Source organism: Paraburkholderia sp. (assembly GCF_028283785.1).
In the GTDB taxonomy this organism is placed as follows: domain Bacteria; phylum Pseudomonadota; class Gammaproteobacteria; order Burkholderiales; family Burkholderiaceae; genus Paraburkholderia.
Genome location: NZ_JAPWKB010000013.1, coordinates 120334 through 132931, shown reverse-complemented (window position 1 = coordinate 132931; position 12598 = coordinate 120334). Strand labels below are relative to the sequence as shown.

Below are 12598 nucleotides of genomic sequence, written 5' to 3'. Positions count from 1 at the left end.
TTGCGTTCGAATGACGCCGGTGGGGTTCGGCGTTTTTCATCAAGGAAGGTCAGCAATGCCTGTTCCCACGCATGGGGCGCGCCCTCATGCGTGGCGTCGAGACATCGCAGCGGCTAGAACTGATAATTGATCGACACGTCGGCGACACCGTTGGTCGAGCGCTGCACGATCGGACTGCGCGCCGCGTTGCCGACCAGTTGTTCGACGCCGCCGTCGGCGGTGGCGAACCAGTGTTTCCTGAACGCCCAGATCAGGCTCACGCCGAAGTTGATCGACTTGAAGCCCGCGCTCGCGTGGTAGTCCGGATATTTCGACGCGCCGGGCGCGCTGCGATTCACGCCGAACCAGCTGTTCATATAGGTCGAATCGGCAAGCGTCACGCTCGGTCCGGCGAACCAGAAGAATTTGTCGCTGCTGCCGGGCAACGGCATATACGCGCCGAGATCGCCGACCCAGCCGTTCGAGCCGCCGAGGCTGCGCTTCACGTCCGCGCGCAACACCAGCGGAAAGTCCTTCGAGATCACATAGTCGCCGGACAGCTTGATCGCGGGCGCGGCGTTGATATTGACCAGACCGTCGAGATGCTGCGGATCGTCGTGCGAGCGTCGGCCCAAATCGTAGACGACGGCCAGACTCGCGCGCCAGTTCGGTCCCTGCGCGAAGTTGACGCCTGCGCCCTCGCCCGTGGAGACGAAGAACAGGTCTTTGTAGCGCACGTCGACGTTGATGCCGCCGAGCGGCCGGTAACGTTCCGCGCCGTCGTAGCGCGGCCCGAAGGTCGCCGCCGCGCCGACCCGCACCTGCCAGGTGGGAAGTTGCGGTTCCCACATTTTTTGCAGCGGAATGCCTACCGAGTATTGCCATTCGCCAAGCGGCGACGGCGTTTGCGCCTGCGCGCGTTCCGGCATGCCGACGACGCCGCCGACGGCCGCGAAAGTCAGCAGCGTGGCTGCAAAGCGGATTTTTTGTGGGCGGAGGGTGTTGCTCCGCGTTGTACGCCTGTTCGACACGCAAACCTCCGATTCCGCTGCCGCGGAGATGGTTGATCGCGTCGTTCCTGCAACCGTCCGGAACGACCGCCGTTTGATGTGACGGCATGTAATTCTTTCATCACACAGCCGGTACGAAAAAACGGTTCGGCGACGATGTCGTCGATCGGGCGCGCGGACCGCCGTGTCAGGCGTCCGGCACCCGCGCGTCTGATTCCGCAACCACCCCGTGCACGCACCCGGCGTACGGCGATCTGCAAAAACCGGACCTACGCGCCGCCAGACAGCGGTAAAACTGGCATTTCGCGTAGTGCGAAGCCTCTACTGGAGCACTCTCGACAATTGGGTACGCAGAAATTCGGTGAATGCGCGGATCGTCGCGGAGCTTTGACGATGCTGCGGGTACACGGCATACAGCGTCGACGCGCGCGGCAGATACGCGTCGAGCACCGGCACGAGGTCGCCGCGCTTCAGCGCATCGGCGACGATGAAATCGGGCAGTAGCGTAATGCCGAGCCCGGCGATCGCCGCGTCGCGGATCACATCGCCGTTGTTCGCGCGCAGCGGGCCTTGCACGTCGAACGATTTCAGCGCGCCGTCCACCACGAACGACCAGCTCGCCGGGCGGCCGTGGCCGTATAGCAGACACGCATGGCGTTCGAGTTCGGCGGGCGACTCCGGCGTGCCGCGCCGGCGTTTATAGGTCGGACTGCAGCACGCGATCATTCTCACGTCCGCGAGTTTTTGCGCGATCAACGTCGAATCGGTCAGCGTGCCGATCCGGATCGCCATATCGAATCCTTCGCCGACGACATCGACGGTGCGATCGCTCAATTCCATATCGAAGCGCACCTCGTCGTATTTGTGCAGAAACAGCGCGATCAGCGGCGACAGATGCAGCACGCCGAACGACATCGGCGCGCTGACGCGCAGCAAACCGTGCGGCGCCGCGCGACGCAGCGACATCGCCTGTTCCGCGTCGGACACTTCGGCGAGGATGCGTTTCGAGCGCTCGTAGAACTCCAGCCCGAGATCGGTCACGGCGAGCTTGCGCGTATTGCGCACCAGCAGCCGCACGCCGAGCGCCTCTTCCAGCGCGGCGACACGACGGCTGACGAACTGCTTGGACAACGACAGCCGGTTTGCCGCCGTCGTGAAACTGTGCGCGTCAACCGCCGCGACGAAGATGCGCATGTCTTCGAGTTGCATTTTATCGTCCACTCCAGTGAGACAGTGTTTCCGTTTCAGCGTCGATTATAAGCGTTTTAATTGACTACAATGTTGTTCATGGATGGCGCACGGGTGTTCGCCAGATTGAACTCACGAGGAGCAAGAGATGCTTGAAATCAGACACGCCAATCAACGCGGCCGCGCGGAACACGGCTGGCTCAGCTCGCGTCACACGTTTTCCTTCGCGAATTACCACGACCCGAAGCAGAACGGTTTTTCGGATCTGCTCGTGATCAACGACGACCGCGTGGCGCCGGGCCAGGGTTTCGGCAAGCATCCGCACCGCGACATGGAAATTTTCTCGTACGTGCTGGAAGGGTCGCTGGAACACAAGGACACGATGGGCACGGGATCGGTGATCGTGCCGGGCGACGTGCAGTTGATGAGCGCAGGCACGGGTGTCGCGCATAGCGAGTACAACCACTCGCCCGAAGAGCGCGTGCACTTCCTGCAGATCTGGATTGCGCCGTCGAAGATGGGCACGCCGCCGCGTTATCAGCAGCGTCGTTTCGGTCCGGAAGACAAGCGCGGCACGATGCGTCTGGTGATGTCGCCGGACGGCGCGAACGACTCGTTGATCTTGCAACAGGATGCACGCGTATATGCCGGTCTGTTCGACGGTGACGAAACCGCGCAACTCGATCTGGCCGACGACCGTTATGCGTATATTCACGTCGCTCGCGGTCACGTGACGGTGAACGGCGTGGAATTGAACGAAGGCGACGGCGTGCGGGTGCGCGACGAAAAGCAGTTGACGTTCACCCACGGCAAAGACGCGGAAGTGATCGCGTTCGACCTGCGCAACAACGAGCAGTCGGATTTGTGGAATTGATGGTGTCGGCGGCGGCTGAAAGCTAAAAACAGTCGCCGCGCCGGCGAAAAAAAAGCCGCTCCTCGGAGCGGCTTTTTTATGGACGGGCGCGAAGCCCGTCGTAGCGTCAGTCGTCCAGCAACGACAGGTCGCGCACTGCGCCCTTGTCCGCCGACATCACCAGCTTCGCATACGCCTTCAGCGCCGCCGACACCTTGCGCGGACGCGGCTTGGCCGGCTTCCAGCCCTTCGCGTCCTGCTCTGCGCGACGACGCGCCAGTTCCTCGTCGGACACCAGCACGTTGATCGTGCGATTCGGGATGTCGATACGGATCTTGTCGCCATCGCGAACCAGGCCGATCGCCCCGCCCGCCGCCGCTTCCGGCGAGCAATGACCGATCGACAGACCCGACGTGCCACCCGAGAAGCGGCCATCGGTCAGCAACGCGCACGCCTTGCCCAGACCCTTCGACTTGATATAGCTGGTCGGATAGAGCATTTCCTGCATGCCCGGGCCGCCCTTCGGACCTTCGTAGCGGACGATCACCACGTCGCCGGCCTTGACCTTGTCGTTCAGGATATTTTCGACTGCCTCGTCCTGCGATTCGGTGACGTGCGCCGTGCCTTCGAACACCAGAATGCTTTCGTCCACGCCCGCGGTTTTCACCACGCAGCCGTCGAGTGCGATATTGCCGGTCAGCACGCCCAGTCCGCCTTCCTTCGAGAACGCGTGTTCATACGAGCGGATGCAGCCTTCGGCACGATCGAGGTCGAGGCTCGGCCAGCGGGTGTTCTGGCTGAACGCGATTTGCGTCGGAACGCCGGCCGGGCCTGCCATGTAGAACGTACGGACGGCTTCGTCTTCGGTCCGAACGATGTCCCATTGGTCCAGCGCGTCTTTCAGCGTGGGCGCGTGCACCGTGGGGACGTCGGTGTGCAGCTTGCCGGCGCGGTCCAGCTCACCGAGGATCGCCATGATGCCGCCGGCGCGGTGCACGTCTTCGATGTGGTACTTGTTGGTGTTCGGCGCGACCTTGCACAGTTGCGGCACGATCCGCGACAGGCGGTCGATGTCGGTCATCGTGAAGTCGATTTCGGCTTCGCGGGCGATCGCCAGCAGGTGAAGAATCGTGTTGGTCGAGCCGCCCATCGCGATGTCGAGCGTCATTGCGTTTTCGAACGCCTTGAAACCCACTGCGCGTGGCAGGATCGACGCGTCTTCCTGCTCGTAATACCGGTGAGCCAGTTCGACGATGCGTCGGCCGGCGCGCTTGAACAGCTGCTCGCGATCCGCGTGCGTGGCGACCACGGTGCCGTTACCCGGCAGCGACAGACCCAGCGCTTCCGTCAGGCAGTTCATCGAGTTGGCCGTGAACATGCCCGAGCACGAACCGCAGGTCGGGCACGCGGAACGCTCCACTTCGGCGACGTCGGCGTCGGAATAGGACGCGTCGGCGGCGATCACCATTGCATCGACCAGGTCGAGCTTCTTGAACTCGATCGTGCCGGTCTTCGGATTGGCAAGACGCGTCTTGCCGGCTTCCATCGGACCGCCGGACACGAAGATCACCGGAATGTCGAGGCGCATCGCAGCCATCAGCATGCCGGGGGTGATCTTGTCGCAGTTCGAGATGCAGACCATCGCGTCCGCGCAGTGCGCATTCACCATGTATTCGACGGAGTCCGCGATGATGTCGCGGCTGGGCAGCGAATACAGCATGCCGTCGTGGCCCATCGCGATGCCGTCATCGACGGCGATGGTGTTGAATTCCTTGGCGACGCCGCCAGCGGCTTCGATCTCGCGCGCGACGAGTTGACCCAGATCCTTCAGGTGCACGTGGCCGGGCACGAACTGGGTGAACGAATTGACCACCGCGATGATGGGCTTGGAAAAGTCTTCGTCTTTCATGCCGGTGGCGCGCCACAGCGAGCGCGCCCCCGCCATGTTGCGACCGGCGGTGGAAGTTTTGGAACGGTATGCGGGCATCGTGGTTATTGAAGAAAGATCGCAAAAAGGAAGCGGGCCACGGGGATAAAGGCCCCTCGCGCGCCCGTGCGAACAACTTTTTGAGCCGCGCTCCGGGCAAACTTTGCAATTATTGCACAGGCCTGCGCGCTTGCCCGTCGAGGATTCCACGCCGTCCGGTGCAAGCGCGCCTCCGCCGGCCATAAAAAAAGCCCGCCTGTCGGAGACAGGCGGGCCAATCGTCAAGCGCGGCTCAAACTCGGTTTGAACACGGCGGACAGCGCCGGAAGCCGGCCTCTGTCCGCGTCGTTGCGCGAGACAAACCTTCCAGAGAACTTTTACACCGCGTCGAGCGCCGCTTCTTCCACGACGACCGGCGTTTCGTCTTCGACGCTCGAACGGATCAGGTGATCGAACGCGGACAGCGATGCTTTCGCACCTTCGCCCACGGCGATCACGATCTGCTTGAACGGCACCGTGGTGACGTCGCCTGCAGCAAACACGCCCGGTACCGACGTCGCGCCGCGTGCATCGACGACGATCTCGCCGTGCTTCGACAGTTCGACCGTACCCTTCAGCCATTCGGTGTTCGGCACCAGACCGATCTGCACGAACACGCCTTCGAGGTCGATGCGCTTCACGTCGCCCGATTGCAGGTCCTTGTAGGTGATGCCGTCGACTTTCTTGCCGTCGCCGGTCACTTCCGTGGTCTGCGCCTGGGTGATCACCTTCACGTTCGGCAGGCTGTGCAGCTTGCGTTGCAGCACCGCGTCGGCGCGCAGTTGTGCGCCGAATTCGAGCAGCGTCACTTCCTTGACGATACCGGCGAGGTCGATTGCCGCTTCGACGCCCGAGTTACCGCCGCCGATCACCGCGACGCGCTTGCCCTTGAACAGCGGGCCGTCGCAGTGCGGGCAGTACGCCACGCCGTGATTGCGGTATTCGCGCTCGCCCGGCACGTTGATCTCGCGCCAGCGGGCACCCGTTGCCAGAATGATGGTCTTCGCCTTCAGCACTGCGCCGTTGGCCAGCCGCACTTCGTGGATACGGCCCGGAACCAGCGCTTCGGCGCGCTGCACGTCCATGATGTCCACTTCGTAGCTCTTGACGTGCTGTTCGAGCGCCATCGCGAACTTCGGTCCTTCGGTTTCCGTCACGGAGACGAAGTTTTCGATTGCCAGCGTGTCGAGCACCTGGCCGCCGAAGCGTTCCGCGACCACGCCGGTGCTAATGCCCTTGCGCGCCGAGTAAATGGCAGCCGCCGCGCCGGCAGGCCCGCCACCGACGATCAGCGTGTCGAACACCGGCTTGTTTTCCAGTTCTTTCGCAGCACGCGCACCGGCGTTGGTGTCGAGCTTCGCGAGGATTTCCTTCACGCCGCTGCGACCCTGGCCGAACACTTCACCGTTCATGAAGAAGGTCGGTACCGCCATGATCTGGCGCGCTTCGACTTCCGCCGGAAACACACCGCCGTCGATCGCTACGTGACGGATACGCGGATTAATCAACGCCATCACGTTGAGCGCCTGAACCACCTCAGGACAGTTCTGGCACGTCAGCGAGAAATACGTTTCAAAGTGATAGTCGCCGTCGAGACTGCGGATCTGTTCGATCACCGCGTCGTCGAGTTTGACCGGGTGGCCGCCGACTTGCAGCAGTGCAAGCACCAGCGACGTGAATTCGTGGCCCATCGGGATGCCCGCGAAGCGGATGCCGATGTCCTTGCCAGGTTCGCCAATCGAGAACGACGGCTTGCGCTCGGCATCGTCACGCTTTTCGATCACCGTGACACGGTCCGACAGCGTAGCGATATCGCTCAGCAACGCCATCAGCTCTTGCGATTTGGCGCTGTCATCGACCGATGCGACGATCTCGATCGGCCGGCTAACCTTTTCCAGGTACGATTTCAGTTGAGTCTTGAGATTGGCGTCCAGCATGGCGTGTTCGATTCCCTGACGTTTTGCGTGAGCGAGCGCCTGTCGGCGTTGGCGTGGCGGGTATGACGTGCGGGCTGACGGCGGGATGCGCCGCCGGCCCGCACTATCGACGCGCCCTGGATAAGGCGCGCCGTCGTGCTACAGAGTGCTACTTTTGATTTACCGCGTGATGCAGCTTCGATGCTGAAGCGTGGACGGATCCGCGCTTAGATCTTGCCGATCAGGTCCAGCGACGGCGTCAGCGTGTCCGCACCCGGCGTCCACTTTGCCGGGCAGACTTCACCCGGATGCGACGCGACGTATTGAGCCGCTTGCACCTTGCGCAGCAGTTCGCCAGCGTCACGGCCGATGCCGTTGTCGTGGATTTCTGCCAGCTTGATTTCGCCTTCCGGGTTGATCACGAACGTGCCACGCAGCGCCAGGCCTTCTTCTTCGATCAGAACGTCGAAGTTGCGCGAGATTGCCAGCGTCGGGTCGGCGAGCATCGGGTACTTGATCTTCTGGATCGTGTCCGACGTGTCGTGCCATGCCTTGTGCGTGAAGTGCGTATCGGTCGAGACGCTGTAGATTTCCACGCCCAGCTTCTGGAATTCAGCGTAACGATCGGCCAGGTCGCCCAGTTCGGTCGGGCAAACGAACGTGAAGTCGGCCGGGTAGAACACCACGACGGACCACTTGCCCTTCAGCGTTTCTTCCGTGACTTGCGTGAAGTCACCGTTGTGGTACGCGGTTGCCTTGAACGGTTTGATCTGGGAATTGATGATCGGCATTTGATGCGTCCTCTTCTCTGGGTGGTTGGAAAGTGAAGCCATTATGTCGGGACGCGCTTAATAGCAAAAGTTGATTATTTAAATGAGGGTCATTGCTTGTCCCTATCCCTCAACTTCTGCGCCGTTCCGGTCCCGACATGGCGGTTCGGCATACTGCCGACATCGGCAGATTGTGGGATTCCCGGCAAATTCAAGAGCACTTGCGCAATACTGGCGGTCTGCGCGTCAACTCGCCGCGTTTTCGGCGCTTGACCATTGATAAGAAAGCTTTTTGCAAGGAACCCGACCCGCATGACCGCACGCTCCTCCAGCGACCCGTCCAGCCGCATCGGCTGGCTGCCGTATATCGTCGCCGCGACTTTTTTCATGGAATACCTCGACACCACGGTGATCGCTACCGCGCTGCCGCAGATGGCGCATTCGTTCGGCGTCGGGCCGAACAGCCTGAGCCTCGGGATGACCGCGTACATGCTCGCGCTCGCCATTTTCATTCCGGTCAGCGGCTGGGTCGCGGACCGCTGCGGCTCGCGCACGGTGTTCTTCAGCGCGGTCGTGGTGTTCACGGTCGCGTCGGTGTTGTGCGGGCTGTCGCAGAACGTGACGGAATTCACCGCCGCTCGGCTGCTGCAAGGGATGGGCGGCGCGATGATGGTGCCGGTCGGACGGCTGATCGTGGTCCGCAGCACCGACAAGAGCCGGATGATGCAGGCCATCTCGACCATCACCTGGCCCGCGATCGCCGCGCCCGTGGTCGGTCCGCCGGTCGGCGGCTTCATCACGACGTACGCGTCGTGGCGCTGGATTTTCCTGCTGAACGTGCCGTTCGGCATCGCCGTGCTGATCGCGGTCGCGGCGATGGTGCCGAACCTGCGCGGCACCGAGCGTCGTCCGCTCGACGTGGTCGGCCTGATCCTCAGCGCGCTGACGCTGACGGCCATTCTCTACGGCGCCGAACTCGCGAGCCAGCCCACCGAAAACCCGTGGGTCGCGGTCGCGTTTATCGTCGGCGGACTGGTGGCGGGCGTGATCGCGTTCCAGCACGCGAAACGGCATCCGTATCCGCTGATCGACGTGTCGACGCTGAAGATTCCCACTTTTTCCGTGACCGTCGTTACCGGATCGGTGACGCGGATCGGCATCGGCGCGGTGCCGTATCTGATGCCGCTGATGTTCCAGATCGGCTTCGGGATGTCCGCGTTCAAGTCCGGGCTGCTGCTGCTCGCGAGCGCGGTCGGCAATCTCGGGATGAAGGCGCTGACCACGCGCATTCTGCAGCGCTTCGGTTTCCGGATGGTGTCGATCATCGACGTCACGGTCGGCGGTATTTTCACGATCGTCTGCGGCTTGCTGACGCCTGAAGTGCCGCTGTTCTGGGTGCTGCTGGTGGTGTTCGTGTACGGCGTCGCGCGTTCGATGCAGTTCTCGACGCTCGCCACCCTCGCCTACGCCGACGTCGCGCAACCGCAGATGAGCGCGGCCAGTACGTTGTGGAGCGCCGCCGCGCAAATGACGATCGGTCTGGGCATCGCGTTCGGCGCGGTGTCGCTGCGCGTGGGCGCCTTCGTCCACGGCGAAAACACGGGCCACGCGTTCTCGCTCGACGACTTCCGCCTGGCGTTCCTGTTCGCGGGCGTGCTGACGCTGGTCTCCGTGATCGGCTACTGGGGCATGGCGCACGATGCCGGTCAGAGCGTCGGCGGCGGATCGCGCCGTCAACGGACGTCGTCGGGTCGATGATCGACCGACCGGATGTCGGTCGCCCCGGCGACTGACATCCAATTGTCAGACATTGTCATTTGCACGCCACGTTGGGCGGTTAGCGTGTCGCATCGCTTACAAGAAATATTCCCACGATGCCACTGCCCGCCGACTGCGCCACCCGCAGCGCCAGCGTCCATTCCGCCGACCCTGTCCCGTCGCGCGGACGCTTTCTCAAAGCCGCGTCGGCCAGCGCCGCACTGAACGCGGCGTTGATGACGCTCCAGCTGGCCGTTGCGCTCACAGTCGGCTCCGACGCATTGCTCGCGGACGGCTTGCATACGTTCGGCGACCTCGCGGGCGACGGCGTCGTGCTGGCCGTGCTGTTCGTCGGCACGCTCGCGCAATCGCGGGCGACCGGCTGGACGCGCAACGCCGGCAGCGGCCGCGACAGGCGCGGCCACGATGCGCCTGAATCGATCGCGCAACTGGTGGTCGGCGGCTTGCTGATCGCCACCGCCATCGAACTGTTCTGGCGTTGCATCGCGGAACCGGCGGCGATCGGCGGCGGCACGACGACGCAGGCGAGCGCGCTCGGCGTCGCCGTATTCGTCGCCATCGCCAAGGAAATCCTGTTCCGCTTTCTACGCGCCGAAGGCCGCCGCACCGGTTCGAGCCTGATCGAAGCGAGCGCGTGGCATGCGCGAGTCGATGCGATATCGGCCTGTGTCGCGATGCTCGGGATCGCGGGCAGCATGGCCGGACTCACCCTGCTCGATCACGTCGCCTCGGCGATGATCGGCGTGCTGATTCTGAGAATGGGCTATCAGACGGTCAGACGGGCGTCGAAAGAATGGAAGACGTCGAGGCGCTTGCGGCAACCCGGCGCATCGACCGCCCGTCGCGAACGCGGCGAAGGACTGTCGTCGCCGATCGGCAATACGTCCGGCCGTTGACGGATTTCGACCGGTCCGGCCGGTCGATCCGCGTTTTATTGCAAGCTCGCTTGAGCGCTGAATTTATTCACAAATTCTTTGCAAAACCGTGCACAGAAGCTATCTCGAATCAAGCGACAACTTGACGCGCGCCACCGGATGTGATTCCATTACGCCCATGTTTGCCGCACAGACCACCCTATCCCTCCTACTAGCCCGCTCTACCGGGCTAGGTCTGCTGCTACGCGCCTGCTGATAAACCAGCACTCAAGCGCAACGAATTTCCCGCATTGCTGACCTTGCCCCGGTTGCCCAACCGGCGGCCGCGCTTCGTCTCGTTTCTACCGTTCCCTGATTCTTTTTTTCACGCTCGAATTCTCTGATTTCGACTATCCGATCTGCCGAGGCTCAACATGTTGAAAAATCCCGCCGCCAAGTACCGCCCGTTCGCTCCGATCAACATTCCCGACCGTACGTGGCCGTCGCGCACGATCACGAAAGCGCCGATCTGGATGAGCACCGACCTGCGCGACGGCAATCAGGCGCTGTTCGAACCGATGAACGCGCAGCGCAAGATGCGCATGTTCAAGACGCTGGTGCAGATTGGTTTCAAGGAAATCGAAGTGGCGTTCCCGTCGGCATCGGAGACGGATTTCAACTTCGTGCGTGAACTGATCGAAGGCAATCACATTCCTGACGACGTGACGATCGAAGTGTTGACGCAAGCGCGCGACGACCTGATCGAACGCACTTTCGAATCGCTGCGCGGCGCGAAGCGCGCGATCGTCCATCTGTACAACGCGACCGCGCCGGAATTCCGCAAGATCGTGTTCAACCTCGATCAGCCGGGCGTGAAGAAACTCGCCGTCAACGCCGCGACGACCATGAAGCGCCTCGTCGATGCATCGCCGGAAACCGACTGGACGCTGCAATACAGCCCGGAAGTGTTCTCGGGCACCGAACTCGAATTCGCGAAGGAAGTCGCCGACGCCGTGTTCGACGTCTGGCAACCCACGCCGGAAAAGAAGGCGATCGTCAACTTGCCGGCCACGGTCGAGATGAGCACGCCGAACATCTACGCGGACCAGATCGAGTGGATGCACCGCAACCTCGCTCGCCGCGATTCGCTGATCATTTCGGTTCACCCGCACAACGACCGCGGCACGGCAGTCGCCGCAGCGGAACTCGCGGTGATGGCCGGCGCCGATCGCGTCGAAGGTTGCCTGTTCGGCAACGGCGAACGCACCGGCAACGTCGATCTCGTGACGCTCGCGCTGAATCTGTACACGCAAGGCATCGATCCGGGCCTCGACTTCTCGAACATCAACGAAGTCGCGCGCACCGCCGAAGAATGCACGCAATTGCCGGTGCATCCGCGTCATCCGTACGTCGGCGATCTGGTGTTCACGGCGTTCTCCGGTTCGCATCAGGACGCGATTAAGAAGGGCCTCGCCGCACAAAAGGCCGACGCGCGTTGGGAAGTGCCGTACATGCCGATCGACCCGCACGATCTCGGGCGCACGTACGACTCGGTGATCCGCGTGAACAGCCAGTCGGGCAAGGGCGGCATCGCGTATCTGCTCGAACAGACGCATGGCGTGGTGTTGCCGCGTCGCTTGCAGGTCGATTTCAGCTCGGCCGTCCAGCGTTTGACGGACGACAGCGGCCAGGAAGTCAACGCCGCGCAAATCTGGGAAGCGTTCCAGGACGAATACGTGCGCGTGACCGAGCCGGTCAAGTACGTGTCGCACTCGTTGTCGGAAGCCGGTGAACGTGAGCGGATCAAGCTGACCGTCGATGTGCTCGGCAAGCGGATGGTGCTGAACGGCGAAGGAAACGGTCCTCTGGACGCGTTGATGCACGCATTGCAAACGCCGGTGCGTATTCAGCACTACGAGGAACGTGCATTGACGCAAGGCGCCGACGCCCGTGCAATCGCGATCGCCGAAATGGCGGGCGCTGCGGTCGTGGGCAGTGCATTCGGCGTGGGCATCGACGCCAATCTGGTGACGGCATCGATTCGCGCCGCGATCAGCGGTATCAACCGCGCGTACGGCCGCTCGGATCCGGAAGCCAAGGCGACATTCTTCGATGCGGTGCTGACTGAAGGCGCATTGCAAGCGAGCTGAACGGCTCGCGTGTGAGTCAGGTTTCCGGTTGACGCGATATCGCCGACCGGTCATCGTCTCCGTAATAAACAAGGGCGGTTCGCGAAAGCGGACCGCCCTTTTTCATGTTCGATCGCCGTGTGTCCGGCTGAAT

Annotated in this window: 9 protein-coding genes; 4 read left to right on the top strand and 5 right to left on the bottom strand. The window is 62.6% G+C overall.

What is annotated here, in order from left to right; translation table 11 throughout:
• Positions 1–113 precede the first annotated feature (113 nt).
• Both PW947_RS14655 and PW947_RS14650 read right to left on the bottom strand, forming a co-directional pair.
• Positions 114–944 (bottom strand): MipA/OmpV family protein, encoded by an 831-nt coding sequence (locus PW947_RS14655; protein WP_366146123.1) that lies wholly within the window; start codon positions 942–944, stop codon positions 114–116.
• Between the two features lie 366 nt (positions 945–1310).
• Positions 1311–2198, bottom strand: coding sequence for a LysR family transcriptional regulator (locus PW947_RS14650; RefSeq protein ID WP_299633060.1), 888 nt, complete (start codon positions 2196–2198; stop codon positions 1311–1313).
• 127 nt (positions 2199–2325) lie between these two features.
• Between PW947_RS14650 and PW947_RS14645 the strand changes: the two genes are divergently transcribed.
• Positions 2326–3051, top strand: coding sequence for a pirin family protein (locus PW947_RS14645; protein ID WP_299633059.1), 726 nt, complete (start codon positions 2326–2328; stop codon positions 3049–3051).
• A 106-nt stretch (positions 3052–3157) separates the two neighbouring features.
• On the opposite strand, the gene ilvD is transcribed toward PW947_RS14645, so the two are convergent.
• The 3 genes from ilvD to ahpC form a co-directional block, all read right to left on the bottom strand.
• On the bottom strand, positions 3158–5017 hold the full coding sequence (gene ilvD, locus PW947_RS14640) for a dihydroxy-acid dehydratase (protein WP_299633058.1): 1860 nt from the start codon (positions 5015–5017) through the stop codon (positions 3158–3160).
• Between the two features lie 317 nt (positions 5018–5334).
• On the bottom strand, positions 5335–6933 hold the full coding sequence (gene ahpF, locus PW947_RS14635) for an alkyl hydroperoxide reductase subunit F (protein WP_299633057.1): 1599 nt from the start codon (positions 6931–6933) through the stop codon (positions 5335–5337).
• Positions 6934–7139: 206 nt separating this feature from the next.
• Positions 7140–7703 carry an alkyl hydroperoxide reductase subunit C gene (gene ahpC / locus PW947_RS14630; RefSeq protein ID WP_299633056.1) on the bottom strand — a complete coding sequence of 188 codons (564 nt, stop codon included), beginning with the start codon at positions 7701–7703 and terminating at the stop codon, positions 7140–7142.
• A gap of 291 nt (positions 7704–7994) precedes the next feature.
• Between ahpC and PW947_RS14625 the strand changes: the two genes are divergently transcribed.
• From PW947_RS14625 to leuA, 3 genes are all read left to right on the top strand, one after another.
• The gene (locus PW947_RS14625) at positions 7995–9440 is read left to right on the top strand and encodes an MFS transporter (protein WP_299633055.1); all 1446 of its coding nucleotides are present in this window, start codon (positions 7995–7997) and stop codon (positions 9438–9440) included.
• 116 nt (positions 9441–9556) lie between these two features.
• On the top strand, positions 9557–10357 hold the full coding sequence (locus tag PW947_RS14620) for a cation transporter (protein WP_299633054.1): 801 nt from the start codon (positions 9557–9559) through the stop codon (positions 10355–10357).
• 392 nt (positions 10358–10749) lie between these two features.
• Positions 10750–12465 (top strand): 2-isopropylmalate synthase, encoded by a 1716-nt coding sequence (gene leuA / locus PW947_RS14615; RefSeq protein ID WP_299633053.1) that lies wholly within the window; start codon positions 10750–10752, stop codon positions 12463–12465.
• Positions 12466–12598: the final 133 nt, after the last annotated feature.

Bases quoted from the DNA above. Each gene is read 5' to 3' on its own strand.
- ilvD (WP_299633058.1), bottom strand. From the start codon at position 5,017: ATGCCCGCATACCGTTCCAAAACTTCCACCGCCGGTCGCAACATGGCG.
- leuA (WP_299633053.1), top strand. From the start codon at position 10,750: ATGTTGAAAAATCCCGCCGCCAAGTACCGCCCGTTCGCTCCGATCAAC.
- ahpF (WP_299633057.1), bottom strand. From the start codon at position 6,933: ATGCTGGACGCCAATCTCAAGACTCAACTGAAATCGTACCTGGAAAAG.
- PW947_RS14620 (WP_299633054.1), top strand. From the start codon at position 9,557: ATGCCACTGCCCGCCGACTGCGCCACCCGCAGCGCCAGCGTCCATTCC.
- ahpC (WP_299633056.1), bottom strand. From the start codon at position 7,703: ATGCCGATCATCAATTCCCAGATCAAACCGTTCAAGGCAACCGCGTAC.
- PW947_RS14625 (WP_299633055.1), top strand. From the start codon at position 7,995: ATGACCGCACGCTCCTCCAGCGACCCGTCCAGCCGCATCGGCTGGCTG.
- PW947_RS14645 (WP_299633059.1), top strand. From the start codon at position 2,326: ATGCTTGAAATCAGACACGCCAATCAACGCGGCCGCGCGGAACACGGC.
- PW947_RS14650 (WP_299633060.1), bottom strand. From the start codon at position 2,198: ATGCAACTCGAAGACATGCGCATCTTCGTCGCGGCGGTTGACGCGCAC.